The sequence below is a fragment of the Streptomyces sp. NPDC096311 genome (assembly GCF_044763085.1).
Classification (GTDB): domain Bacteria; phylum Actinomycetota; class Actinomycetes; order Streptomycetales; family Streptomycetaceae; genus Streptomyces.
Genome location: NZ_JBIWFN010000003.1, coordinates 123,755 through 147,490, shown reverse-complemented (window position 1 = coordinate 147,490; position 23,736 = coordinate 123,755). Strand labels below are relative to the sequence as shown.

The window sequence follows — 23,736 nt, the reverse complement described above, 5'->3', positions numbered from 1 at the left end:
GTCTGCGCGGCTACGGCTGATCGGGGTCTACGGCTGATCGGGCCGGTCGGTCGGTTCGCGGTCCACGCCCATAGCGCCCTCGATCTTCTGCTGGGCGTCGTCGACCTGGTCCGTGTACTTGTTGCCCGTCTTCTCGTTGATCTCCCGTTCCCCGGCGTCGGACATGTCCTTGCCCTTGGACTTCGCATGGTCCTTGAACCTGTCGAAGATACCCATGCGGGAACTCCTTCCGGAGGTGTGTCACCACCGACGATACGCCCGGCGTGCACCTATTGCCCGTTGAAGGAGGGTATGGGCTGGGCATGCCCGCCGCTACCGTGGGCACCAGGGAAACGCGCCCTGTTCAGGGCGGACCCGGGGAACAAAGGGGAGGGGCGTCGTGGTGCGTCTGAGGGGTGGGGCGGCGGCTGCCGCATTGGTGCTGTTCGTCGTCGGCGCGGGGGTCAGCGGCTGCAAGAAGGACACCACGGGCTCGGCCGGCCCGCAGGGCACGGCGGCCGGCGGCGCCGCGCTCAGCGCCGTGGACTCGCTGACCGTCAAGGGGCGCGCCCAAGACGGGCTACAGCAGGGCGAGGTTCGGCACGGCCTGGGCCGACACGGACTCCAACAAGTGCGACACCCGCGACGACATCCTCAAGCGGGACCTGAAGAACGTGAAGTTCACCGGTGGCACCTGCAAGGTCGTCTCCGGGGCGCTCGACCCGGACCCGTACTCCGGCAAGGACGTGACGTACAAGCGTGGCCGCAGCCTGGTGGACATAGACCACCTCGTCGCACTCTCGGACGCCTGGCAGAAGGGCGCCAAATACTGGGACGCCAGCAAGCGGATAGCGCTGGCCAACGACCCGCTCAACCTGCTGTCCGTCGACGCGAGCACCAACCGCAGCAAGGGCGACGGCGACACCGCGACCTGGCTCCCGCCCAACAAGGGGTACCGCTGCGCGTATGTGGCCGCACAGGTGGCCGTGAAGAAGAAGTACGGGTTGTGGGTCACCGACGGGGAGAAGGCCGCGATGAAGAAGGTGCTCTCCGAGTGCCCCGGCCAGAAGCTTCCCTCGGGCGGCAATCCGACCCAGGCGCCGAAGCGGTTCACCGCCAACTGACGTCGTTTCACGCTGCTCGGCGCAAGGGCAAGATGACGAGAATCTGTCAAGAAAGTGAGGAGCCTGCAAAAAAGTTCACAAGTAGCAAAGGGGCGAGTCGAAACAAGTCGACTTGGTTCAGCAAGATCCGGTCAAGGTAAGGCCAAAAACGTTCCTCGAGCCTGTCCACGGCATGTTCACAACAGTCAAGATCAGCGGGTTTTCTGTGCTTCTCCTGCGCGTTCCCCCTGCCTGATCTCTCTTGACTGTTGGAGTCGAAGCCGTGCGCATTCGGCCTGCCCGCCGTTCCCGCCAGCCCCGCCGTCCCGTCAGCCGTATGCACCTCATCCGGCGGCAGGTGGCCATGGTCGCCCTGACGGCGCTCGCAATGATGCTGACGACCCAGCAGGCGGTGGCCGACGGCCGCGAGTTGGGCCAGGTGTCCCTCTCGATGCCGAGTCTGTCCTCCGTGATGGCCTGGTTCCAGGACCCGCACTGGGGCCGGATCCCGCACCAGAAGTCGGGCACCGCGGCCGGACACGCCCACCACGTCTCCGCGAAGACGACCGACGCCAAGCGCGGTGTGGGCAGGGCGCCGGGCAAGGGGAAGGGTGAGCTCGCCGCCTACCAGCCGCACAAGCCCGCCGTTCAGCAGGGCAAGAGCCGCGGCGGCGGCACCTACAACCCCAAGACCAGCAAGCGCAACGCGGCCAAGTCCTCGCGCACCGACACCGTCTACGACAACGCCGACGGCAGCACCACCCGCCGAATATCCCCGACGCCCGTCAACTACCAGGTGGGGAAGGGGAGATGGGCGCCGATCGATGTGGACGTGAGAGCCGGTCCCGACGGCCGCTGGCACGAGAAGGCCAACTCCGTCGGTGTCGACTTCGGCGCCAAGGCCGGTGACTCCGGCCTCGTCTCCTTCGCCGCCGACAGCGCGCACTCCCTTTCCTACGGACTCAAGGGCGCGGCCTCCGTCAAGGGCACGGCGGACGGCTCGCGCGTCACGTACGAGAACGTCCTGACGGACACCGACCTCCAGGTCGCCCCCACCGCGACCGGGGTCAAGGACGCGGTCGTCCTGCGTTCCGCGGACGCGGGGAACAGCTGGACCTTCCCCCTGGACCTCAAGGGCCTCACGCCCGTCCAGACCAAGAGCGGGTCGATCGACCTGCGTGACTCCACCGGCAGGACCGTCGAGCGCATCCCCGCGTCGTACGCCTACGACTCGAAGGTGAACCCGCGCTCCGGGGACCCGGCCACCACCCACGACGTCAGCACCGAGCTCGTCCACGACAAGGACGGCTACGCGCTGAAGGTGACCCTCGACGACAGCTGGCTGCACGACCCGCGCCGCGTCTTCCCGGTCACCGTCGACCCGCAGGTCACGGACGGCTGGACCACCACCTACGCCGAGTCCGGCGCCGCGGGCGACCACTCCTACGAGCAGACCGTCAAGGTCGGCTCCTACGACTCCGGCACCCACTCCGCGGTCAGCTACGTGAACCACTGGGACACCGCCTGGGACGGCAGCGGTGTCACCGTCTCCTCCGCGACCCTGCACCTCTTCGACACCTGGGCCGCCACCTGCACCGCCGAGCGTTTCGACGTCGCGCTGGTGACGAAGGCCTGGACCCCGGAGGGTGTCACCAGCTACCCGGGGCCGACGTACGGCTCCTCGATCGGCAACGCCACGCCGAGCGTGCCCAACGCCTGCGCCAACACCGGCGCCGACCGCTCCGTCGGCGACAACGTGAGCGTCTCCCTGTCCACGTCCGCCATCCAGGGCTGGATGAACGGCACCACCGCCGACCACGGCCTCGCGCTCTACGCGTCGACGACCGACAACCTGCACTGGAAGCAGTTCGGCTCCTTCAACGACCCCGGGCTCGGCCCGTACATCGTGGTCACCTACACGGGTAACACGGCGCCGCAGCTGTACGAGCAGTTCCCCGCCGACAACGCGGTCGTGGGCACCACCACCCCCGAGCTGACCGCCTGGGCGGGCGGCGCCAACTCCAGCGGCAGCGCCGGCCAGTACGTCTTCAAGGTCTACGACGCGACCAACACCCAGGTCGCCACGTCCGGTCTGATCTCCACCGGCGACTGGACGGTCCCCGCGGGCAAGCTGGCCTGGGGCAAGCCGTACACGTGGACGGTTCAGGCGTACGACTCCACCACCGCTCTGTACTCGACGGCGGACCCGTACGCGCTCTCGGTCCAGGTGCCGCAACCCGTGATCACCTCGGGTCTGTCGCAGAACAGCAGTGACCACGGCTTCGACGCGTCGATCGGCAACTACACCACCTCCGACACCGACGCCTCGATCTCCACCGTCGGCCCCTCGCTGGACGTGGAACGCGACTACAACTCCCGCGACCCGCGCTGGACCGGCGCGTTCGGGTCCGGCTGGTCGAGCATCTTCGACGCGCGGGCGACCGAGCAGTACACGGCGTCGGGCGCGGTCTCCAGTGTCAACGTCACCTACCCGGACGGTTCGCAGGTCGGGTACGGCAAGAACAGCGACGGCACGTTCGCCCCGGGCAACGGGCGGTTCGCCACCTTCACCACGGTCACGGGCGGCGGCTACAAGCTGACCGACAAGGACGACACGGTCTACACGTTCACCCAGTCCCTGGGCTCGGGCGCGTACGGTCTGCTCTCCGTGACGGACGCCAACGGGCGGTCCATCACCTTCACCTGGACCAGCGGCCACATCACGAAGATGACGTCCGCGGTCTCCACCCGTTCGCTCAACCTGACCTGGTCCACGCCGTCCGGCGCGTCGGCCGCGCACGTCCAGACCGTCGTCACCGACCCGGTCACCGCGGGCGACTCCTCCACCGCGCAGACCTGGACGTACGGCTACACCGGCGACCAGCTCACCAAGGTGTGCTCGCCGCTGTCGACGACCAAGTGCACGACGTACGGCTACACGAGCGGCTCGCAGTACCAGAACGCCTCGCTCGACCTCGACCCGCACGCCATGTGGCCGCTGTCGGAGGCCTCGGGCGCGACGACCGCCAAGGACGCCGTCCTCGCCAACGAGGGCACCGACAACGCGACCTACGAGAACGTGACGACGGGCCAGAGCGGTGGCCCGCTCACCGGCTCCTCCACCACCGTCGCCTCCTTCAACGGCACCTCCTCCGACGTCTCGCTGCCGAAGAACACCGGCAACGACACCGACTCCGGCGCGCTCTCTCTCTGGTTCAAGACCTCGGCGGGCCCCGGCGTCCTGTACTCGTACGCCTCCCAGCCCATCGGTTCCGGACAGGCCGCGGGCTTCTACACCCCCTCGATCTACGTCGGCACCGACGGCAAGCTGAACGCCGAGTTCTGGTACAGCGGCGGCATCAACCCGATCGTCACGACCGCATCGGTCGCCGACGGCAAGTGGCACCACGTGGTGCTGTCGGCCGCGGGCAACTCGCAGACGCTGTACGTCGACAACGCGAAGATCGGCTCGCGCACCGGCACCGTCTCCATCCAGAGCGCGGTCGCCTTCGGCAAGAACCAGTCCTTCAACTACCTCGGCACCGGCTTCCTCGGCGGGAACTGGCCCGACGAGCCGCACCAGAGCTCCAGCGAGAAGACCGGCTACGCCACCTACTTCAACGGCTCGGTCGCGGACGCCGCCTGGTACGGCCGCCCGCTGGTCGCCGCCGACGTCAACGCCCTCTACCAGTACGGCACCCACGCGGCGAGCCTGCTGACCTCCATCACCCGGCCGTCCGGCAAGACGTACGCGGCCATGCAGTACGACCCGGGCACCACCACCCTCACCCAGCTCACCGACGAGAACGGCGGCGTCTGGAAGCTCGGGGCGCCCACGGTCACCGGCTCCAGCCAGACCTACCGGGGCGCGGTCCTCGGCGCGGCGCCCGCGGGCTACTTCCGTCTCGGTGAGGCGGCCGGCGCGACCACCGCCGTCGACGAGGTACGCGGCGGCAACGGCACGTACAGCGCGGTGACGCTCGGCGCGACGGGACCGTTCAGCGACCAGAAGGCCGCGACGTTCAACGGCAGTACCTCGTATGTCGAGGTGCCCACGGCGACGCTGCACGCCACCAGCGACCGCAGCGTCGAGCTCTGGTTCAAGACCGCGGCGCAGGGCGTCATCGTCGGCGACCAGTCGGTGGCCGTCGGTGGTGCGAGCGTCGCGTCGGGCACGTACAGCCCGTTGTTGTACGTCGGTACCGACAACAAGCTGCACGGCCACTTCTGGTCCGTCAGCGGCTCCGGCACCGCCGACTTCGGCTCCACCGGCACGGTCACGGACAACGCCTGGCACCACGTGGCGCTCACCGTGTCCGGCGCCACCCAGACCCTCTACCTGGACGGCGTCCAGCAGGACACCTTCTCCGGCACGCCGAACGACCAGTCCAACTCGCACCTCTACATAGGCGCCGGCTTCGCCAAGGGCTGGCTCGACTCGCCCGCCGACGTCAGCCACTTCACCGGTTCGATCGCCGACGTCGCCCTCTACCACTCGGGGCTCACCGCGCAGGACGTCGCGGCCCACGTGGAGGCCGCGAAGAACTCCACCGGCCTCCTCCCGGTGGAGACGGTCAAGGTGACCTCGCCGGCGAACGCCACGCTCACCTACACCTACGACGTCGACAACGGCAACCGGGCGCTGACCGAGACCGACGGCCTCGGCAACAAGACGAGCTTCGGCTACGACTCCGCCGGTTTCGAGCACACGGTCACCGACCCCAACGGCTCGATGAACATCACCGGTCACGACGTACGCGGCAACATCGTCTCCTCGACCGCCTGTCAGGACGAGTCCGCGAACAAGTGCTCGACCGAGTACTACACGTACTACCCGGACGACACCACGGCCCAGCTGACGACGACCGACCCGCGCAACGACCAGCTGCTGACCGAGCGCGACGGCCGTTCGGCGTCGGCGACCGACACCACCTACCTGACCTCGTACGCGTACGACGCGCAGGGCAACCAGACGGGTATCACCGGCCCGGCCGTCCCCGGCTTCTCGCACGGCCGCACCACCACGACCGTCTACAGCGACGGCACCAGCACCTACCCGTCCGCAGACGGCGGAGTGGTGCCCAAGGGCCTGCCGGTGAAGACGGTCAGTCCCGGCGGCGCGGTCAACCAGGTGGCGTACTTCAAGAACGGCGACGTCGCCTCGACCACCGACGCCATCGGTCTGGCGACGACGTACACCTACGACGGCCTCGGCCAGGTCCTCAGCCAGAAGGTCGTCTCCGACACCTACCCGAACGGCCTGACCACCTCGTACACGTACGACCTGAACGGCCAGGTCACCGAGGAGCACGACCCGCAGCTCACCGACCGCGTCACCGGCGCCACGCACGCCGCCGTCTCCTCGACCGTCTACGACGAGGACGGCAACGTCACCTCGCAGACCGTCGCCGACGCGAGTGGCGGCGACACCGCGCGCACCGAGACGCAGACCTACGACGCCTACGACCACCTGCTGACCGAGTCGGACGCCAACGCCGTCGCGGGCGCGAGCAACGGCAACACCACCACGTACACCTACGACAACCAGGGCAACAAGACCAAGGAAGTCACCTCGGCGGGCAACGAGACCCGCTACACGTACGACGACAACGGCAACCTGCTCACCCAGGCCCTGATGTACACCGGTGACCCGGTCAACCCGGGGACCGCGACCCTGCTCACGGAGTCCTCGCGCGCCTACGACCCGGCCGGCCGCCTCCAGTCGGTGACCGACGCGATGGGCAACACCACCTCGTACACCTACCTGGACGACGGTCTGACCGCCGCGGTGAAGCGGACCAGCTCCGACGGCACGAAGAGCTACGTCCTGGAGTCGGACACCTACGACGCCGCCGGGAACCTGCTCACCTCGACCTCCGACAACGGCGAGACCGTCACCAACTACAAGGTCGACGCGGCCTCCCGCACCACCTCGACCACGGTCGACCCGACCGGCGTGGACCGCGTCTCCACGGTCTCGTACACCCCGGACGACCAGGTCGCGAGCGAGAACGACCACGACGCCACGGGCTACGACCGCACCACCACCAGCTCGTACGACGCCATGGGCAACGTGCTCAGCGAGACGCTGTACGGGGACGCCTCCGGGCACCCGGCCGGCTGGTGGAAGCTCAACCAGGACTCCGGCACCAACATCACCGACTCCTCCGGCACCGGCAACACCGCCACCGCCGGATCGGGCGTGACCTGGTCGGACAGCGCGGCGAAGTTCGCGGGCACCACCACCGGCACCGGCAACGTCGTCGACACCACCGGCCCGGTCCTGGACACCACCGCCTCCTACACGGTGTCCGCCTGGGTCAACCTCAGCGACACCTCCACCTACCGCACCTTCGTCGCGCAGGGCGGCACCAACCGGGCCTCCTTCTACCTTCAGTACTCCAAGGCCGACAACGCGTACCGCTTCCACGCGGCCAACGCCGACGTAGCCTCCCCGACCGCGTTCTACGACGCCACCGCCACCGCCGCGCCGACGCTGAACACCTGGACGCACCTGGTCGGCGTCTTCGACTCGACGACCGGCGCGATGAAGCTGTACGTCAACGGCGCCCAGGCGGGCTCGGGTACGAACACCGCGCCCTGGACGGGCACCGGACCGCTCTCCATCGGCGGCACCGAGAAGGCGGACGGCACGACGAGCGACGTCGTCGCCGGTTCGGTCGGTGACGTGCAGGTCTACCAGCGGGCCCTGTCCGCGACCGACGTCACCTCCCTCTACGGCAAGGGCCGCACGGGCGGCACGGTCGGCTCCTCCACCGAGCAGACCACCAAGTACAGCTACGACAAGCGGGGCCTGCCGACGTCCACGACGGACGCCGAGCAGAACACGACGACGTACACCTACGACGAGGCCGGCAACCTCGCGCTCTCCACCGCGCCCGCCGTCCAGTCCGAGCCGGACGGCACCACGCCGGCGACCGTCCACCCCGTCACCACCAGCGGCTTCAACACCTTCGGCGAGGGCGTCGAGGAGGAGGACCCGAACGGCCTGGTGACGACCACGGCGTACGACGCCAACGGCAACAAGGTCTCCGAGGCGCTGCCGTCGTACACCCCGGCGGGCGCCTCGACGGCCAACGCGGGCACCACGGTCTGGAAGTACGACAGCGAGGGCAACCAGACCGACGAGATCAGCCCGAGCGGCAAGACCACCTCGTACCTCTACGACCAGATGGGCAACCTCGCCCAGATCACGGCGCCCGACGGCACCAAGACGCACGCGCTGTACGACACCAACGGCGAGCAGCTGTCGGCGACGGACGCCGCGGGCGCGCAGACCCAGGCGACGTACGACTTCATGGGCCGCCAGCTCACCTCGTCGACGATGGAGCGCTACCCGTCGACGAGAACGCTGACGACGACGAACTCGTACGCGGTCACGACCGGCAACCCGTACGGCGCCCACACCGCGTCGACGACGTCGCCGGGCGGGGTGAGCAACTCCTACGCCTACAACCGGGCCGGTGACGTCACCTCGGTGACCGACGGCGCGGGCAACACCACCCGCTACGGCTACGACTTCGAGGGCAACACGACGAAGACGACGCTGGCCGACGGCACCTGGACCGAGACGGACTACAACGCCTCGGACGACCCGACGGCGACGCGTGAGTACGACGCGAGCGGCACCAAGCTGTCGGGGACCTCGCAGCAGTACGACGGCGTGGGCAACATGGTCTCCTCCACGGACGCCAACCAGCACACCACCCGCTGGACGTACGACGCGTCGGGCGCGATCACGCAGCAGGTCGAGCCGGTGGACGCCGCGACCTCGATCACCACGACCTTCGGCTACGACGCGGCGGGCAACCGCACGCGCTTCACCGACGGCCGCGGCAACTCCTGGCGCTACACGTACACGCCGTGGGGCCAGCAGGAGAAGGTGATCGAGCCGACGACCGACAAGTACACCTCGGCCGCCGACTCGACGACGACCTTCGCCTACGACGCGGACGGTCAGCTCACGACGGCCACGCTTCCGGGTGGCGTCACGACGTCGATGACCTACGACGTCAACGGCCAGCTCAAGACGATGAACGGCTCCGGCGCGGACGCGGCGACGGCGAAGCGCACCTTCAACTACGACGCGGACGGCCGGGTCCTGTCGGCGGACACGGACGAGGCGGGCATCGCGGGCGCGGTGGACCACCAGGCCGCCACGCACGACGCGTTCACGTACGACGACCGGGGTGACGTCCTCACGGCCTCGGGCTCGGCGGGCTCCTCCAACTTCTCGTACAACGACGACGCGTCGATGCTGACGCGGGCGGACGCCGCCGGCACGACGTCGTACGGCTATGACACGGCGGGCCGTCTGTCGTCCCTGAACGACGCGGCGACGGGCACCCAACTGACCTACACGTACGGTCAGTTGAACGAGGTCAAGTCGGTCAAGTACGGCGCGACGGGCCAGACCCGCACGATCGGTTACAACAGCTCGCACGAGCTGACGAGCGACGTCCTGGTCCAGGGCGCGTCGACGCTGGCGAGCTTCTCGTACGGCTACGACGACAACGGCAACCTGACGTCGAAGGCGACGACGGGAGTCTCGGGCGCTTCGTCGAACACGTACACGTACGACTGGTCGGACCGTCTGACGTCGTGGAACAACGGTTCGACGACGAAGAGTTACGCGTACGACGCCTCGGGCAACCGCATCCGCAACGGCTCGGACGTCTACACCTATGACGCCCGTGACGAGCTGACCTCGGACGGCACGCACACCTACGACTACTCCGCGCGCGGCACGATGACGCAGGAGTCGCAGACGTCGGGTTCGGTGGCGTACAAGACGGACGCGTTCGGCGGCCAGATCGCGGCCGGCACGCAGTCCTACACGCTGGACGCGCTGGCCCGGAACATCACCGACACGGACACGACGGCGCAGTCCACGCGCACGTTCGCCTACTCCGGCGCGGACAACACGATCGCGTCCGACGGTGACAACACGTACACGTACGACCCGGCGGGCGGCGTGATCGGCGTCAAGCCGTCGGGCGGCAGCGGCTCGCTGGCGCTGACGGACCTGCACAGCGATGTGGTGGGCACGTTCACGTCAGGTGCGACGTCGCTGGCGGGTTCGGCGTCGTACGACCCGCTGGGCAAGGTGGTCTCACCGACGGACACGGTGACGGGTCATCTGGGCTTCCAGTCGGGCTGGACGGAACCGGGCACGGGTGACGTCGGCACGGCGTCGCGCTGGTACAGCCCGGACACGGGCCAGTTCCTGAACAAGGACAGCATCTCGCTGAACGCGGTGCCGAACTCGGTGGCGGCGAACCCGTTCGCCTACGTCGACGACAACCCGATGGCGGGCACGGACGAGTCGGGCAACTGTTCCTGGTACGACGCGATCTGTGGTGCGAAGAAGGCCGTGCATCACGTCAAGCGGGCGGTCTCGCACGTGGCGCACAAGGTGTACCACGCGGCCAAGCACGTGGCCCGCAAGGTCGTCCACGCGGTCAAGCACGCGGCGCACAAGATCGTCCACCATGTGCGGGACGTGTACCACGCGACGGTGCGGGTGGTGCGGCGTGTGTATCACTACGCGGCGCGGCATGTCAGACGCGTCTATCACGCGGCTGTCCATGCGGTGCATACGGCGTATCACAAGGCCTCGCGTGTGGTGCATCGCGTGGTGCACGCGGTGAAGAAGGCGGCGCACAAGGTCGCGAGCCATGTGAAGAAGGCCGCGAAGGCGGTCGCCCATGTCGCGAGGACCGCGTATCACGCGACGGTCAAGGCGGCGAAGGCGACGGCGACGTATGTGAAGCACCACGCGGCTGCGATCACGTCGTTCGTGGTGTCTACGGCGGTGTTCGCGGGGTGCGAGGCGGCGACCTGGGGCGTCGGCACGATCGGCTGCGCGGCGATCGCGGGTGCGGCCGGCTCCCTGGTGGAGCAGGGCTTCAAGTGCGCCGAGAACGGCGGCGGGGACTGCAGCGTGGGAGCGTTCGCGGGCTCAGCGGTGGAGGGCGCGGCCGCGGGTGCGCTCGGCGGTGCGCTGGGCAGCCTGGGCGGCAAGATCCTGGCGAAGGTGGCGCCCAAGGCCATGAAGGTCGTGGGCGGCCTGTTCGGCAAGGGGGCGACCGAGGCCGGGGACTCAGCGGCGGCGGACGCCACGGACGAGGCGGCCTCGGCGGCGGAGTCGGAGGGGGCGGGGACGAGGAGTCAGTCGGAGTCGGGCGGGAGTTGCAAGATCCCGGGGGCGAAGGCAGCCCCGCACAGCTTCACCGGGTCGACCCCGGTGCTGATGGCTGACGGTTCGGCGAAGGCGATCGACCAGGTGCGGGTGGGCGACACGATCGCGAACTCGGTGCCGGGAGTGGCTGGTACGGAGGCGCACAAGGTCACTGCGGTGATCGTGACGCACACGGACCACGACTTCGTGGATGTGACGGTCAAGAAGGCGGCCGAGCCCGGGGCGAAACAGACCTCGAAGAGCGGGGCGAAGTCCCTGGCCCGGAAGGTTGCCCGCAAGGCCGCGTTCGGCCTGGCGGCGTCGGCGGCTGTGCTGGGCGCGTTGGCGGCGAACCACGGCCACGGTCAGGAGCCGGCGACGGCTCCCGTGGCTGCGGTCAGCAATACGGCGTCCGCGCAGGACACCAGGGCCGCTGGGACGACCGAGGCTACGCAGACCGGTGACGACGTCAGAGGCGCGCATCTCACCACGACGTTCCACCACCCGTTCTACGACGAGACCCAGTCGGCATTCGTAGAGGCCAAGGGCCTCCACACCGGAGACATCCTTCAGACCCCCACCGGCACCACCGAGGTCACCAGCGTCCGGCTGTTCCACGCGAACACCACGACCTACGACCTCACCATCGGCACCCTCCACACCTACTATGTGGAGGCCGGGGACACGCCGGTCCTCGTTCACAACTGCGACGACCTCGGTACCAATGCCGACTACCAGGACACCGAGAACCCGCTGGTCAAGGCGGTCCACGACCGGCGAGTCCTGGAAGGTGACAGGACGATCAAGAACTACGCATCGGCTCGACTGAAGGACGGAACGATCATCACCGGGCGGTCGATGGGGAAGGGACGAAACGGGATCCACGCAGAAGAGGACCTGATCAACCAGGCCGGCGGTATCGAGAACATCGACGCGCTGTTCACTGAACGTGCGCCCTGCGACAACAAGTGTGACGGCCTCCTGAGAGACACGGACGTCGACGTCTCGTATGCGTTTCCCTGGAATCATCCTGATGTCGCCGTTCGGAAGGCAATCCGGAGTCAGACCAATGCCGGCCTCAAGAAGGCGGTCTCCGACATGTTCGCGGCCCGAGCGGGTTAGGTCGGAAGGACGTTCGATGCAGGAAGGAGAACCAGTCTGTGATCGATCCTCTGCCTGAGTTGCCCAAGCCGGTATTCACCGTGGTCCACGTGGCGTCCTCATCCGACGTTCCCGTCGCCGTCGCCCGGGAACTTCTTGAAACGGGGGTTCCTCGTGGGATGATCGGGTACGAATACCGATCACTCGCGGAAGCGGAATTCCTCGAAGGGGTCCCTCCGAATGGTTTGGTGGCGTTCGGGAGGAGCGGACTGCTAGGTCGGATCTGCGTCGATACCTCCACGGGGGAGGTCGTCCACATCCCCAAGGTCGAGTCGGCGAAGGTCACCCATGTCAATAAGGACATCCACGCTTTTACGCGCTGCGTATCGGCAGTGATCGACCGTTTCCCGTTTTATCAGGAGGATGCTGAGGAGGAGGAGTTCGAACGGGTGGCGGACGAGCTTCGCGACATCATCGTGCGGATCGACGAAACGGCCCTGGTACACAACGGGTTCTGGGATGGGGTCTGCGAGGACGTGGCGATGGGCGACTACGCGGACTGGGACGCTTGATGGTGGCCGGTTCGCCGGCCGGTTGACCGTGCCGCGCCTTAAGTCTGACGCTGCGCTCGGGGCGACGTGTATGCGTCCTGAGGTCGCCTAATGCCACACCTAGTACGACTTTCCACGCTCCCATCGGCACCGCAAAGGTCAGGACCTTCCCAGCAATCCCATCTGCGAAGAAGGTCGCTCCGAGGCAGGGGCGACCCCAGGCGTTTGACGGCAACGCTGACGGCAACGCCAGCGGACGCCCGGAGCCCCCACTCACGTTTCGTGGTGGGGGCTCGGGACGTCTCTGCGTGGTGTGGTCAGTTGACCAGGACTGTGGCCATCGGCGGGTCTTCGGGATCGTCGCCATCCCGAAGGACGTCGCCGAGTTGGTTGATGGCGTCGTGTTGGAGGCGCAGGCGGACGTGGGCGTAGACCTGGGCGGTGATGCCGATGTTGGCGTGCCCGAGTAGTTCCTTGATGGTGACGAGTTGGACGCCCTGTTCCAGGAGCAGCGTGGCGCAGGTATGGCGGAGATCGTGGAAGCGGATTCGTCGGATGCCTGCCTGGTTGAGCAGTCCGGTGAATCGACGGGCGACGTCACTGGGGTCGAGGGGTGTGCCGATACGGGTGGTGAAGATCAGGCCGCCCTCCCGCCACCGAGCCCCTGCGGCGATGCGTTGACGCTCCTGCTTCTGGCGGTGTTGTTCGAGGGCGGCCAGGCAGACGGTGGGCAGGGCGACGCGTCGTTCGGCGGCCCGGGTCTTGGTGGGGAAGAGGGTGAGTCCTCCGGCGGGGTTGTGCTGGAGGCTGCGGCGGATGTTGAGGGTGCCGGCGGCCGGGTCGAGGTCGGCCCAGGTGAGTCCGAGTAGTTCACCGCGTCGCAGTCCGGCTCTCAGGGCCAGTTCCCACAAAGCCCGGAGTTTGTCTTGACGGGCCACTTTGAGGAAGCGGCGTGCTTCGTCGGCGGTGAGTGGTTCGAAGCGCCGGTGGCGGGGCGGGCTGAGTTTGACGTTGCGGGCGACGTTCCGGGGGAGTTCTTCCTCCCGGACGGCGTGTTCGAGTGCGGATTTGAGGACGGAGTGCACGTAGGCGACGGTGAGTGGGGACAAGCGTTTGTCGCAGCAGTTGCCGATGGCGCAGCAGCGGCGTGGTGCGGCATCGAGGTTGCGGGCGCAGCACTGGCAGGTGGTGCGGAGCCGGTCGAGGAAGGTGCGCACGTCCCTGGCCGTCAGCTGAGCCAGCTTCTTGTTCCCCAGCCCAGGCACGAGGTACAGGCGCACGCAGGTGCGGTAGCGCTCGTGGGTGTTCGCGCGGACCCGGTGCAGGGCCACGTGGTTGAGCCAGTAGGCGAGGTAGTCGCCGAGTGCGCCGCTGCCGGTGGCGACCGGGTGGCCGCTGTTGCTGGCAGCCATCTTCTCGGTGAGCTTGTCGGCAGCCTCTCGACGAGTCGAGCCGTACATGCGGACGCGCTTGCGCGTGCCATCGGTGGTCAGCACGTATCCGGCGGCTTCCCAGCGGCCGTCCTTGCGCTGGTAGATGGTGCCTTCGCCGTTGGCACGAGTTTTCTTGCGCGGTGCCGGCATCAGGCGGCTTCTTCCAGGTGATGGCGGATGTACGTGTCGAGGGCGGACGCTGGGATGCGGCGGGCACGGCCGATCGTGAGGGAGGGCAGTCGGCGGGAGCGCAAGAGGTCGTAGACGGTGGAGCGTCCGACCTTGAGCCGGGCCATGACTTCCGGCACGGTCAGCAGCTGGGCGGTTGCGGTCGTCATGCGGCGGCTCCTTCCAGGGCCAGTTGGTCGCGTAGGGCTTCGCGGGCGGTTTCGCGGTTGTGTTGGAGGTCTCGGGCGATGGTGGCGGCGAGGGCGGATTCGCCGGGGGTGTGGCCGTGTCCGGCGTATTGCCAGTCGGCGAGGACGAGGACGGTGTCCGGCTCGCGCTCGTCCAGACCGAGGGCTTCGCGTTCCTGGGCGGCGCGGAAGTCGGCGCGGGCCTGGCGCAGCTCGCCGAGGGTGGTCGAGTAGCGGCGGGACTTGGAGGAGAAGTGGCCGCGGAAGCCGAGCATGTGAGCCCAGGCCCACAGACGGCGGTCGGGGTAGAGCGGATCGAGCGTCTTGCAGGTTTCGATGAGGCGGCGGGTGTGGCCGGGGACCTGGTGGCGGTCGAGTTCGGAGAGTTCGCCGATGCGGCGGTCGAGGGTGCCGGTGTTCTCGGCGGCCTTGGTGGCGTACTTGGCGACGTAGGAGGCGACGGCCTGTTCGGTGATGTCGGAGCCGTCGCCGAAGGCCTTGACGGGCCGGACGTCGAGCTGGGTGCCCCAGCGGAAGGTGCGGGCGGGCTGGTCTGCGGCGGCCGGGACGGAGACCGAGGTGTAGGAGTGGGCGGCAGCGGCGCGGATCGCGTCGGTGAGCAGGCCGACGGTGGCCCAGGACGGGGGCGGGGTGTCGGGTCCCTCGGGGCCGTCGATGCGGATCACGGCGTGGAAGTGGAGGGCGCCGCGCTTCTGGAATTCGGCGACCTTGCCGTACGAGAGCCGGGCCGACTCCTTCAGCTCCCGTTGTGTGAGTCCGGCGCGGGCGGCGATCTCGCGGCGGAGCCGGTTGGTGAAGCGCTGCCAGAGGTCGCCCGCGTGGTTGTTGAAGAGGACGGCGCCCGCGTAGTCGTAGGTGGCCGGGTCGAGCGCCGTACCGAGGACCGGATCGTCTGAGGAGTGGTGGGTGCCGCAGCGGCAGACTCCGCGGTCGGGCCGGTTGTGCACGGGGCCGAAGGACGGGGCGGTGAGGGTGGCGAAGACACGGGGGTGATCACGGACCGTGGACGGGATGTCGCGTCGGTCATCACCCGCCAGGCCCGCGCGGATGAGGTGGTAGGTGTCGCCCGCGTACGTCCAGGCGCAGGACGGGCAGCGGGAGGCCCGGCGGTTGCCACAGGCGACGCGGAGACGTCCGCCCGGCTCGGACTCCGTCGAGTAGTGCTGCAGGGTCTCGCCGGTGGTCTTGTCCTTGGTGAGGGTCCAGCCGGTGAGGTGGATGGGGTCGGCGCATCCTCCGGTGCGCTTGATCTGGTCGTGCCAGCGGTCGAAGTCGTCGGCCGAAGCCACCCTCAGCAGGTCGCCGAGGGTGGTCGGGTCGAGCAGGTCAGACACGCGCGGCCTCCCGTGCTCGGGCGGTGCGGGCGGTGCCGGTGCCGTGGCAGGCCGGGCAGTGCGCGGTGATGGTCCGCAGGTGGCCGTGCGGGTTGCGGCCGCCGAGGGTGACGGCGGCGGAGGCAAAGCCGTCGCAGGCCGGGCAGATCCGGGACGGCGGTCGGGTGCGGTGCGTCATGCTGGAAGTTCCTTCCGGTTGCGAGATCGGGATGGGGCACGGCTCCCGGGCGGCGGAGACTTGGCGGTTGAGGCCGCCCGGGGGCCGGTCAGCGGCGCTTGCCCTCGGAGGCGAGTAGCGAGCGGACGACGAGCGCGCACACGGCCACGGACGCAGCGGTGATGGCGACCGCGAGGAGCATCGAGACCAGGACGGCGCCGACCACCAGGACCACGGCGGTGCCGCTGCCGACGAGGGCGATGACGGCGCCGGGGGTGAGCTGCACGGTCGGCCGAGCCGGGGCCGGGGCGACGACCGGGGCGGGAGCCGGAGTCTGCGGGGTGTGCTGTACCACCGCGGTCGGTTCGACGATGGCGGGCGGGGTGATGAGGCCGGTGGGCTGGGGCATGGTCGGGACCTTGGGGCGGAACATGGCGGATCTCCCTTCGCGGGCGGTTACTTGACGGCGGTGTCGATGGCGGGGGCGAGCAGGCTGTCGGCGAGGAGGTAGCCGCCGAGGAGGAGCACGGCCACGAGCCACCAGGGCGGGCGGATGAGCTTGATGCCGAGCCAGCCGACAACCAGAAGGGCGAACCAGAGCGGGACCTGCACGGGGTATCTCCCTTAGCGGATGGTGCAGCGGTGGGTGCGGGCGGCGAGCTGGGCGGCGGACTGGCTGGAGTAGTCGGCGGACCAGCCGCAGCGGTCGTTGGTGCACACGGCGGCGTGTTTGGTGTGGCCGTGGCGGTCGCGGTGGGTGCCGATCTGCACGGGGCCGATCCGCATCACGGAGTGGAAGTGGTCACGGGCGGGCATGTCGGTCAGTCCTTCCGGGTGGTGGGGTCGGGGAACTGTGCGCGGATGCTGCGGGCGGCGGCCGGGTCGTTGGTGCGCTGTGCGGCTTCCTCGGCGAGCAGGTGGGCCAGGTAGGGGCGTCCGGCGGCGGTCATCTCCCGTGCGCCGTCGAGGTAGTCGGCGACCGTCAGGTCGGCCGGGTCGTTGGTCATCTCGGCTTCCTCCGTTCCGGGTCAGGTGAGTTGGGCGGCGATGGCGTCGGCGAGCTGGGGTGGGACGCCGAGGCGGGCGCGCAGGGTGTCGGTGTCGATCGGCGAGCCGGTGCGGGCGTGGTGGTCGTCGGCGACCTTGCGGGCGTGGTCGACCAGCGCGGCCGGGACCGGCGGAGCCGTGACGATGGGTGCCGCGGCCGGGGTGGGGTCGGCGGCGGGGAGGGCCGGAGTTTCCTCGGCCGCCATGACCGGCTCGGGGATGGGGTCGGGCTCGGTGTCGGGTTCGGGGGCGTGGGCTGCGGGTGCCGGCGGAACTGGCGCCCGGTCTTCGGCGGAGTGGGCGAGGAGGGTGCCGCCGAGGAAGGCGAGGGCGGGCCATCCGGCGATGCCGAACCGCAGCCAGGCCGGGGGATGGGCGAGGTCGAGGAATCCGGCGGTGGCCACGTTCGCGCCGAGGGACGCGAACAGCGCGATGACGAACCAGCACCAGGCCAGCCGGGACGGTCCGTCGGACCGCAGTCGTCGCCAGGCGGCGACGAGGAGCAGGTCCACCGAGATCGGGTAGGCCCAGGCTTTCCAGCCGTCCTGTCCGGCAGCGTCGGCGAGGTCGTGCAGGTGGGCGAAGGACAGCGCTCCGGCGATGACGGCCTGGACGAGGACGGCGTCCACGCGCAGCGCGGGCCGGGCCATCACGAGCCGCCGGGGTAGTCGGGGCCGTCGGTGGGGTCGTAGCCGGGCGGGAACGTGCCGGGCGGCGGCTCCGGCAGGGACGCGGCGGATTCCAGCTTGTCAGTCCATTTAGGGCAGTGATGCGGAAGTTCGGCTGACGGGAAGGCGAATAAATATGCTTGATTTCAGCCAGGATGATATTCGTGATCAATTGGCCGGGCTTGACGACTGGCAGGTGGCAGTTTTTTCGGCAGCCTGTGCAGAGGTCTTGCTTCCTTCATACAGAAGGTTCGCGGAGCTTGAGGAAGTCGGCGATCCGGACAGTGTGGAGGAGATCCTCGAGCGGATTTGGGAAGAGCTCCTTGCATCAGGCGAGGAGTGGGTGCCTACTGAACTCCCTGATCCAGGTGAGGTATTTCAGCTCCTGCCGGATCAGGATGAAGAGTGGAATGAATGGTCAGCATGCGCCGAGAACGCAATCGCCGCTCTTGGCCTGCTGATCGAATACTGCGGAAGCCTGGAGTTGGATTTCGCTGCCCGTGTAGCTCAGCAGGCGTACGAGGCGGTGGATTCGATTGCTTCCAGCGCGGCGGACGCTCCCTTCATGGATCAGCAGGTGGTTGAGGAAGTTCTTGCGGCGAACATTGTCCAGAGTGAACTGCGCCGCCAGAGCGGCGTTGTCGAGCTGCTGGCGGGTCCCCTGGGGCAACAGTCTGCTGTGGCGGTCTCCATTCGGGAACACGCTCGCGCGCAATCCCTGGGTGGGAACCCTGGGAATGGATTGTCGGATGGATGAGGGTATCCAGAAACCCTTCCTACTCGATTCCTGGATTCTGTTTATGTGCTCGTAGACGCACTCGCCGTCGGCCGCCCTAATTACAATATGGCCCAATTTGCATCCCTGGATTGAGCGTCCCTTGCTTCGGGTCCCCGCATCATGCGGGAGGTCCCTTTGGAGGGCCTCGCGCAGCCCTAGGATGAGTGGTAGCAGTGGTACTGAGCATTTTCTTCAACGGGGACTGGATTTATGGCGAGACTTGGGGTGAGATGTCCCGCATACAATTTCGAGAGACATGGAGAACCGATGCCGAAGCTGTAGAAAAACTGGCGGAACTTCTACCTGGGCATACGGCATAAGGGTGAATTATTGGAAGTGGGCATTAGCGGGCGGCATCTGCGGAGGATTCCGTGAAAATCGGCGAAATCGAGGTCTTTCTTAACTACGGGCAGCTTGTTATCGGATCGGGTGGCGATCCAGGATTGGCCTACTGGTATCCACCCCGCCGGTGAACGATGCGCACCATGTTGTGCTCACTGTGCGTGCGCAGATCGCGCCCGTTAGGGTGAGTGTGTGGCGTGGTGCTGCACCGAAAGCGTCCCGTCAGATTTTCGATGGTGAGGTGGTTCTTTCCATGGGGTACCTCACTTTACGTGAGGCGTCGGACCCGCCGTTCTTCGTGTGGCCGGTGGTTAGCGCGGAGGCGCGGGTCGCGCTGTCGATCGGCGTCGATGCGTGGGACGAGGCAACGGTTGTGACGGTCGTTGTCGACCCAGGCGCCGACTCCATGCCCGACGTGAGAAGTAGAGATGGTTTTATTGCGTCAGCGGCTGCCATTACCTCACTTTCACGGATCGACCAAGTGCTGACTGGCTACAGCTATCCCGTGGACCGTCTTGCAGCGGCTATAAGAATTATGCGAGCTGCTTCGGATGGAGGTGTTTCCGATGCGCGTATTCGGTATGGAATCGCTTCCGTGGTTGAATGGCTGAAATGGCTGCACCCTGCGATTTCATCTGGCGCCTTGGAGGGCGTCCCGGAAAAGATCCGCAATAACCTTTCCGGCGACTTCTCCGAAGAGGTGACCGCACGTGTTCTCATTGCCTACATTGCATCGACTCTGGGGGTCAGTGTCGAGGAAATCCTCATGGTCTGCTGAGCGTCTGGGTGCTCGGTGCTTCGGTGAGGTCTCCTCTCAATTGGGCTGGGGCGACATGCGGCGCCGTTAGCGCTGTTGTGAAGCGTGGTGAGGCCGTCACGCGAGCGGCCCAAGCCCTTGGGGCGCGTGGGGATCGGGAGCGTTGCTGGTTGGCCGGGGTTCGGGCAGGGCTTCAGGTGATCAGTCGCTGACGTTGACGGTCGCGCAACTCTCGATACCGAGACCGGTCAACACGGCCCGGAGTCGTTCCGCCGCCGGGCCGGGGGCCAGGCCGGCCCCGATCTCCAGGTCGAGATGGCACCGTCCCCTGCCGTTGCCCGCACCCGTTGTCTCGCTGTCGGAGCCGAACGCGGCTTCTAGGGCCTCCTCGACTTCGTCACGATTGATCGGCAGACCCGTGAAGACGATCTCATTGAACATCGTGGCCTCCGCGCCGAGGTGGCGGAATGTACCGGCCGAGGTGTTAGCGGCGCCTCGGTCGCAGGGCGGTTATCAGGGTGGCGAGTTGACGTGGGTCGACGGTGAGGATGGTGTCCGGTTCGTCGCTTTCTCGGAGGAGGATCGTTCCGCCAGGGGTGGTGGCGAGGTAGACGCAGGAAGAACCTTCCTCGCTGTAGGTGGACTTCTGCCAGTGCAGTTCGGGCATCGGGGTCCTCAGAGGTCTTGGGTGATGCGATCGATGAGGTCGCGGGAGGCTGTGGGGTTCAGGGCGGCTTCCTCCATCCGGTCCAGGACCAGACGGTACTTCTCCAACTGTCCTGCCGCATCGATTAGTTCACTGCCATGGGCTGTGTCGACTTCGACGGTGTCAAGGGCGGTCACAGGCCCATGGAAGTAGTCCACGCCATGGCCCGTGGTCGGGAACGGCGTGCCGTTGAACGGAATGACCCGGAGGTTGATGTTCGGCTGTTCAGCGAGTTTGGCGAGATGCTCCAACTGGGCCAGGGCCACTTCGCGGCCGCCGAACTGCATGCGCAGGGCCGCTTCGTGGACGATCGCGGTGTAGGACACCGGCTGTTCGCGGAACAGGACGGCCTGCCGCTTGATGCGGTGGGAGACGCGGTACTCGATCTCGTGGGGGCGCAGGGCGGGAACTACTGCCCGGAAGAGAGTGCGCGCGTGTTCCGGTGTCTGAAGCAGGCCCGGGATGTTGATGACCTGGGTCATCCGGAGCGCGGTGGCGTGGTGCTCCAGCTCCGCCAGATCCAGGAGCCGGGGCGGAAGTGTCTCGCGGTACTCCTCCCACCAGCCGCGCGTACGGTCCGCCGCCATACCGGCGAGAGCATCGACCAGGGGCTGGTCGGTGCAGCCGTAGATGTGGGCGAGGGTGCGGACGCGGTCGGCGCTCACGCCGAAGCGGTTGGCCTCGATGTTGCTCATCTGGCCTTGCGTCGTGCCCAGGGTGCGGGCCGCCTCCGCGGCGGTCATGCCCGCACGCTCGCGCATGCGGCGCAACTCCACGCCGATCCGGAGGCGGCGCGCTGACGGCGCGCTCCTTGGTGCCATGTCCTCGCTCCGTTCCGCACATCTGGCGTGGTGGTCACTCACACGAAGTAAATCCCTGAAGGTTTTGCTGGACGGTGCAAAACCTTCAGCAGTCGCAATCTACGGTGAGTCCCAAGCCGCTCCACTGGTTTCGCCGGTAAGCCGGGAGCGCACCGCGCTGCCCAGAGCACTTACGTGCCCACGCGACATGCCACCGCCCGGACGGACTCGTGCAGCGAATTCAAGTCCCCTCACCGCAGGAGGCGTTCATGGTCACCGTATCCCCGCAGAAGTCCGATGCGTCCCCGTCTTGGGCGTACGCCCTTCAGTTGCCGCACGATCCGCTCGCGCCTCGCATCGCCCGCGTCACCCTCAGAGCCGTCCTCGCCGGACACGGCATGTCCCAATTCACCGACAATGCCGAGCTGTTGACCTCGGAACTCGTCACGAACGCCTATCGGCACTCCACCGGCCCAGCCACCCTCCGCCTCCGCGCCCTGGGAAGCGCTGGCCTTCGCGTCAGCGTCTGGGACGCCGACCCCCACATCCCGCCTCCCTTCGACAAGGGCTCCGGCGTGCCCCACGCCGTCCCCGCCGAGGCGGACGGCGGACGCGGACTGTTCCTCGTATGCCGCTACGCGGACGCGTGGGGCGGCTACCCGCTCGGCGACGACCTCTTCGGGCGGGGCGGAAAGCTGCTGTGGTGCGAGCTTGGCCTGCCGGCCGCCGATTGCGGCGCGGCCGTCGCGTGATCGGTCTGCGTGCGTTCCAGGGTTGCCACGTACTGATGCGGTACCGCTGACACGCCGTCACCGGCGGAGCTTCGTCGTTGGCGGGTTCGGCGTCGTATGACCCGCTGGGCAAGGTGGTCTCACCGACGGACACGGTGACGGGTCATCTGGGCTTCCAGTCGGGGTGGACGGAGCCGGGCACGGGCGACGTGGGTACGGCGTCGCGCTGGTACAGCCCGGACACGGGCCAGTTCCTGAACAAGGACAGCATTTCGCTGAACGCGGTGCCGAACTCGGTGGCGGCGAACCCGTTCGCCTACGTCGACGACAACCCGATGGCGGGCACGGACGAGTCGGGCAACTGTTCCTGGTACGACGCGATCTGCGGTGCGAAGAATGCGCTCGGCGAGCTGGGCGGCAAGCTTCTGGCGAAGGTGGCGCCCAAGGCGATGAAGGTCGTCGGCGGGCTGTTCGGGAAGGGGCGAGTGAGGTGCTGGTGGCGGCCGCTCCTGGGGCGTCCGTATGCCCGGGCCGGTCGTGGCGTCGTACTCAGCAACGGCTGTTTGTACGCTGCTGGACCGACGGCAGGGTGGGGTGTGCCGGTGGCCTGGCCTACTGCCAGAAGCACTCGTCGATCACGATTTGAGGGTCGGTGGTGCGGGGGGCGAAGTGGTACCGCAGCCATCCACGCCCGTGATCGAAGTAGAGGACGTGCTCACCGCTGGGACGGGTGGACTGGACGGGTTCGACACTCATGCCGGCCGGTAGGCCGCGGTCGCTGTCAATGCCCCGGAAGTACGGGTCCTTGGCGGTGACGAGCTCGGCGCGGGCGGCATCGACGAGGGAGCGGGCCTGAGCGGGGAGGGCGTTCCTGTTGACGTCGGCTTCTTTCGTCCAGTCGGCCTGCCAGGGAGGCCCCATGAATGCGCTGGTCACTGGCCGGGTTCCGCCTTTGCGGTCGTGCGGCGGATGCGTCCGGCCTCTTCGATGAGCGCTTTGGCGTGGGTGTAGTCGGGTGCTTGGGCGGCCTCGTCCTCCAGGTGGTGAACCCTGGCTTCGAGGTGAGGGTCACGGGCGAGGGCGTACTCGCTCCACCATCGGGCCATGAAGGCGGGAACGGGGGCGAGGTCATAGGCGTCGGCGATGTCCCGGCGCCAGTGCCGGTCGAAGTCGACGAGGAGTTGCGGCGCGTGCTGGGCAATGGCCGCGCGGAGCGCCTTTGGGGTCCTCTCGGGCATGGGGGGGACGGAGGTCCCAGTCTCGAGGGGCGCGGTGGTCATGAGTGGCGGGTTCCCTTCGGAGGAGTGGGGCAATCAGGCTGCGGCAGGGAGCGAGTGGGGTGTGGAACAGTTTGCCTCGGAGTGAGGCTCGCTTTCCTTGGCCCGGTTCCTTCGTACTGCGGCGCGGATTTTGGCGACGCGGTCGCGTTTGACGCCCAGCAGTCGCGCGACATGCTCGACGCGGCCGTACGGGATGGGGTTGCCCGGGGTCTTGGTAGTGGCGGCGTAGACGAGAACGGCGAGCTTTTCCCGTTCTTTCTGCATCTTCTCTTCCGCCTGGCGGATGACCTCCTGCTGGCATGCGATGGCGATGAGTGCTGATGTCTTCAGGTCTTCTTGGTATCGCACGTCCTCAGTACTCATGCGGTCGAGCATGACACATAATCAACGC

General features: G+C 67.8%; 21 protein-coding genes and 2 pseudogenes. 7 read left to right on the top strand and 16 right to left on the bottom strand.

The features are described 5' to 3' along the window. Positions 1 to 27 precede the first annotated feature (27 nt). Positions 28 to 216 (bottom strand): Rv0909 family putative TA system antitoxin, encoded by a 189-nt coding sequence (locus tag ACIRA5_RS08975; protein ID WP_403688885.1) that lies wholly within the window; start codon positions 214 to 216, stop codon positions 28 to 30. Between the two features lie 163 nt (positions 217 to 379). Here ACIRA5_RS08975 and ACIRA5_RS08970 point away from each other — a divergent pair. The 3 genes and pseudogenes from ACIRA5_RS08970 (at position 380) to ACIRA5_RS08960 (ending at position 12,956) form a co-directional block, all read left to right on the top strand. Then, a pseudogene (locus ACIRA5_RS08970) lies at positions 380 to 1,103 on the top strand (HNH endonuclease family protein). Positions 1,104 to 1,419: 316 nt separating this feature from the next. Then, positions 1,420 to 12,405 (top strand): LamG-like jellyroll fold domain-containing protein, encoded by a 10,986-nt coding sequence (locus ACIRA5_RS08965; RefSeq protein ID WP_403688883.1) that lies wholly within the window; start codon positions 1,420 to 1,422, stop codon positions 12,403 to 12,405. Between the two features lie 38 nt (positions 12,406 to 12,443). Then, positions 12,444 to 12,956: an SUKH-4 family immunity protein gene (locus ACIRA5_RS08960; RefSeq protein WP_403688881.1), complete on the top strand. Its 513-nt coding sequence runs from the start codon at positions 12,444 to 12,446 to the stop codon at positions 12,954 to 12,956. A 296-nt stretch (positions 12,957 to 13,252) separates the two neighbouring features. Here ACIRA5_RS08960 and ACIRA5_RS08955 read toward each other — a convergent pair whose 3' ends face one another. The 9 genes from ACIRA5_RS08955 to ACIRA5_RS08915 all read right to left on the bottom strand — a co-directional run bounded on the left by ACIRA5_RS08955 (position 13,253) and on the right by ACIRA5_RS08915 (position 17,933). After that, on the bottom strand, positions 13,253 to 14,518 hold the full coding sequence (locus ACIRA5_RS08955; RefSeq protein ID WP_403688879.1) for a tyrosine-type recombinase/integrase: 1,266 nt from the start codon (positions 14,516 to 14,518) through the stop codon (positions 13,253 to 13,255). Beyond that, positions 14,518 to 14,706, bottom strand: a complete 189-nt coding sequence (locus ACIRA5_RS08950) for a helix-turn-helix domain-containing protein (protein WP_403688877.1) — start codon at positions 14,704 to 14,706, stop codon at positions 14,518 to 14,520. The genes ACIRA5_RS08955 and ACIRA5_RS08950 overlap by 1 nt, the downstream gene beginning before the upstream one ends. After that, positions 14,703 to 16,079, bottom strand: a complete 1,377-nt coding sequence (repSA, locus tag ACIRA5_RS08945) for a replication initiator protein RepSA (RefSeq protein ID WP_403688874.1) — start codon at positions 16,077 to 16,079, stop codon at positions 14,703 to 14,705. Before repSA ends, ACIRA5_RS08950 begins: the two co-directional genes overlap by 4 nt. After that, positions 16,072 to 16,257, bottom strand: coding sequence for a hypothetical protein (locus ACIRA5_RS08940; RefSeq protein WP_403688873.1), 186 nt, complete (start codon positions 16,255 to 16,257; stop codon positions 16,072 to 16,074). The genes repSA and ACIRA5_RS08940 overlap by 8 nt, the downstream gene beginning before the upstream one ends. Before the next feature lie 88 nt (positions 16,258 to 16,345). Further along, complete coding sequence (locus ACIRA5_RS08935; RefSeq protein WP_403688870.1) at positions 16,346 to 16,669, bottom strand: SpdD-like protein; 324 nt, start codon at positions 16,667 to 16,669, stop codon at positions 16,346 to 16,348. 23 nt (positions 16,670 to 16,692) lie between these two features. Continuing rightward, a complete protein-coding gene (locus ACIRA5_RS08930) occupies positions 16,693 to 16,848 on the bottom strand; it encodes a hypothetical protein (protein WP_096239738.1) in 156 nt (51 codons plus the stop codon). Positions 16,849 to 16,860: 12 nt separating this feature from the next. Continuing rightward, the gene (locus ACIRA5_RS08925) at positions 16,861 to 17,052 is read right to left on the bottom strand and encodes a mobile element transfer protein (protein ID WP_403688868.1); all 192 of its coding nucleotides are present in this window, start codon (positions 17,050 to 17,052) and stop codon (positions 16,861 to 16,863) included. Positions 17,053 to 17,057: 5 nt separating this feature from the next. Continuing rightward, positions 17,058 to 17,243: a hypothetical protein gene (locus tag ACIRA5_RS08920; protein ID WP_403688867.1), complete on the bottom strand. Its 186-nt coding sequence runs from the start codon at positions 17,241 to 17,243 to the stop codon at positions 17,058 to 17,060. Positions 17,244 to 17,264: 21 nt separating this feature from the next. Next, entirely contained in the window at positions 17,265 to 17,933 is a 669-nt protein-coding gene (locus tag ACIRA5_RS08915) for a DUF2637 domain-containing protein (protein WP_403689727.1), read from the bottom strand. 154 nt (positions 17,934 to 18,087) lie between these two features. Between ACIRA5_RS08915 and ACIRA5_RS08910 the strand changes: the two genes are divergently transcribed. Beyond that, on the top strand, positions 18,088 to 18,708 hold the full coding sequence (locus ACIRA5_RS08910) for a DUF416 family protein (protein ID WP_403688864.1): 621 nt from the start codon (positions 18,088 to 18,090) through the stop codon (positions 18,706 to 18,708). A gap of 490 nt (positions 18,709 to 19,198) precedes the next feature. After that, positions 19,199 to 19,849, top strand: a complete 651-nt coding sequence (locus ACIRA5_RS08905; RefSeq protein WP_403688863.1) for a hypothetical protein — start codon at positions 19,199 to 19,201, stop codon at positions 19,847 to 19,849. Positions 19,850 to 20,029: 180 nt separating this feature from the next. Here the strand turns inward: ACIRA5_RS08905 and ACIRA5_RS08900 are convergent, their stop codons facing one another. The 3 genes from ACIRA5_RS08900 to ACIRA5_RS08890 are packed head-to-tail and all read right to left on the bottom strand — an operon-like array spanning position 20,030 to position 21,355. Then, entirely contained in the window at positions 20,030 to 20,269 is a 240-nt protein-coding gene (locus ACIRA5_RS08900; RefSeq protein WP_403688862.1) for a hypothetical protein, read from the bottom strand. A 43-nt stretch (positions 20,270 to 20,312) separates the two neighbouring features. Further along, positions 20,313 to 20,495, bottom strand: a complete 183-nt coding sequence (locus ACIRA5_RS08895; protein WP_403688859.1) for a DUF397 domain-containing protein — start codon at positions 20,493 to 20,495, stop codon at positions 20,313 to 20,315. Between the two features lie 8 nt (positions 20,496 to 20,503). After that, positions 20,504 to 21,355: a Scr1 family TA system antitoxin-like transcriptional regulator gene (locus tag ACIRA5_RS08890; protein WP_403688857.1), complete on the bottom strand. Its 852-nt coding sequence runs from the start codon at positions 21,353 to 21,355 to the stop codon at positions 20,504 to 20,506. Between the two features lie 248 nt (positions 21,356 to 21,603). On the opposite strand from ACIRA5_RS08890, the gene ACIRA5_RS08885 reads away from it, so the two are divergent. Then, positions 21,604 to 22,086, top strand: coding sequence for an ATP-binding protein (locus tag ACIRA5_RS08885; protein ID WP_403688855.1), 483 nt, complete (start codon positions 21,604 to 21,606; stop codon positions 22,084 to 22,086). 77 nt (positions 22,087 to 22,163) lie between these two features. Further along, positions 22,164 to 22,412, top strand: a pseudogene (locus tag ACIRA5_RS08880) (RHS repeat-associated core domain-containing protein); the annotation flags it as partial. A 265-nt stretch (positions 22,413 to 22,677) separates the two neighbouring features. Here the strand turns inward: ACIRA5_RS08880 and ACIRA5_RS08875 are convergent. The 3 genes from ACIRA5_RS08875 to ACIRA5_RS08865 all read right to left on the bottom strand — a co-directional run bounded on the left by ACIRA5_RS08875 (position 22,678) and on the right by ACIRA5_RS08865 (position 23,708). Continuing rightward, positions 22,678 to 23,001, bottom strand: coding sequence for a hypothetical protein (locus tag ACIRA5_RS08875; RefSeq protein ID WP_403688853.1), 324 nt, complete (start codon positions 22,999 to 23,001; stop codon positions 22,678 to 22,680). Continuing rightward, complete coding sequence (locus ACIRA5_RS08870; RefSeq protein ID WP_403688852.1) at positions 22,998 to 23,303, bottom strand: DUF6247 family protein; 306 nt, start codon at positions 23,301 to 23,303, stop codon at positions 22,998 to 23,000. The genes ACIRA5_RS08875 and ACIRA5_RS08870 overlap by 4 nt, the downstream gene beginning before the upstream one ends. Before the next feature lie 75 nt (positions 23,304 to 23,378). Beyond that, entirely contained in the window at positions 23,379 to 23,708 is a 330-nt protein-coding gene (locus ACIRA5_RS08865; protein WP_403688849.1) for a hypothetical protein, read from the bottom strand. Positions 23,709 to 23,736 lie beyond the last annotated feature (28 nt).

What these genes read in the sequence shown, in the direction of transcription:
- ACIRA5_RS08975 (WP_403688885.1), bottom strand. Translation starts at nt 216, where the DNA reads ATGGGTATCTTCGACAGGTTCAAGGACCATGCGAAGTCCAAGGGCAAG.
- ACIRA5_RS08965 (WP_403688883.1), top strand. Translation starts at nt 1,420, where the DNA reads ATGCACCTCATCCGGCGGCAGGTGGCCATGGTCGCCCTGACGGCGCTC.
- ACIRA5_RS08955 (WP_403688879.1), bottom strand. Translation starts at nt 14,518, where the DNA reads ATGCCGGCACCGCGCAAGAAAACTCGTGCCAACGGCGAAGGCACCATC.
- ACIRA5_RS08950 (WP_403688877.1), bottom strand. Translation starts at nt 14,706, where the DNA reads ATGACGACCGCAACCGCCCAGCTGCTGACCGTGCCGGAAGTCATGGCC.
- ACIRA5_RS08940 (WP_403688873.1), bottom strand. Translation starts at nt 16,257, where the DNA reads ATGACGCACCGCACCCGACCGCCGTCCCGGATCTGCCCGGCCTGCGAC.
- ACIRA5_RS08935 (WP_403688870.1), bottom strand. Translation starts at nt 16,669, where the DNA reads ATGTTCCGCCCCAAGGTCCCGACCATGCCCCAGCCCACCGGCCTCATC.
- ACIRA5_RS08925 (WP_403688868.1), bottom strand. Translation starts at nt 17,052, where the DNA reads ATGCCCGCCCGTGACCACTTCCACTCCGTGATGCGGATCGGCCCCGTG.
- ACIRA5_RS08920 (WP_403688867.1), bottom strand. Translation starts at nt 17,243, where the DNA reads ATGACCAACGACCCGGCCGACCTGACGGTCGCCGACTACCTCGACGGC.
- ACIRA5_RS08915 (WP_403689727.1), bottom strand. Translation starts at nt 17,933, where the DNA reads ATGGCCCGGCCCGCGCTGCGCGTGGACGCCGTCCTCGTCCAGGCCGTC.
- ACIRA5_RS08910 (WP_403688864.1), top strand. Translation starts at nt 18,088, where the DNA reads ATGCTTGATTTCAGCCAGGATGATATTCGTGATCAATTGGCCGGGCTT.
- ACIRA5_RS08900 (WP_403688862.1), bottom strand. Translation starts at nt 20,269, where the DNA reads ATGTTCAATGAGATCGTCTTCACGGGTCTGCCGATCAATCGTGACGAA.
- ACIRA5_RS08895 (WP_403688859.1), bottom strand. Translation starts at nt 20,495, where the DNA reads ATGCCCGAACTGCACTGGCAGAAGTCCACCTACAGCGAGGAAGGTTCT.
- ACIRA5_RS08890 (WP_403688857.1), bottom strand. Translation starts at nt 21,355, where the DNA reads ATGGCACCAAGGAGCGCGCCGTCAGCGCGCCGCCTCCGGATCGGCGTG.
- ACIRA5_RS08885 (WP_403688855.1), top strand. Translation starts at nt 21,604, where the DNA reads ATGGTCACCGTATCCCCGCAGAAGTCCGATGCGTCCCCGTCTTGGGCG.
- ACIRA5_RS08870 (WP_403688852.1), bottom strand. Translation starts at nt 23,303, where the DNA reads ATGCCCGAGAGGACCCCAAAGGCGCTCCGCGCGGCCATTGCCCAGCAC.
- ACIRA5_RS08865 (WP_403688849.1), bottom strand. Translation starts at nt 23,708, where the DNA reads ATGAGTACTGAGGACGTGCGATACCAAGAAGACCTGAAGACATCAGCA.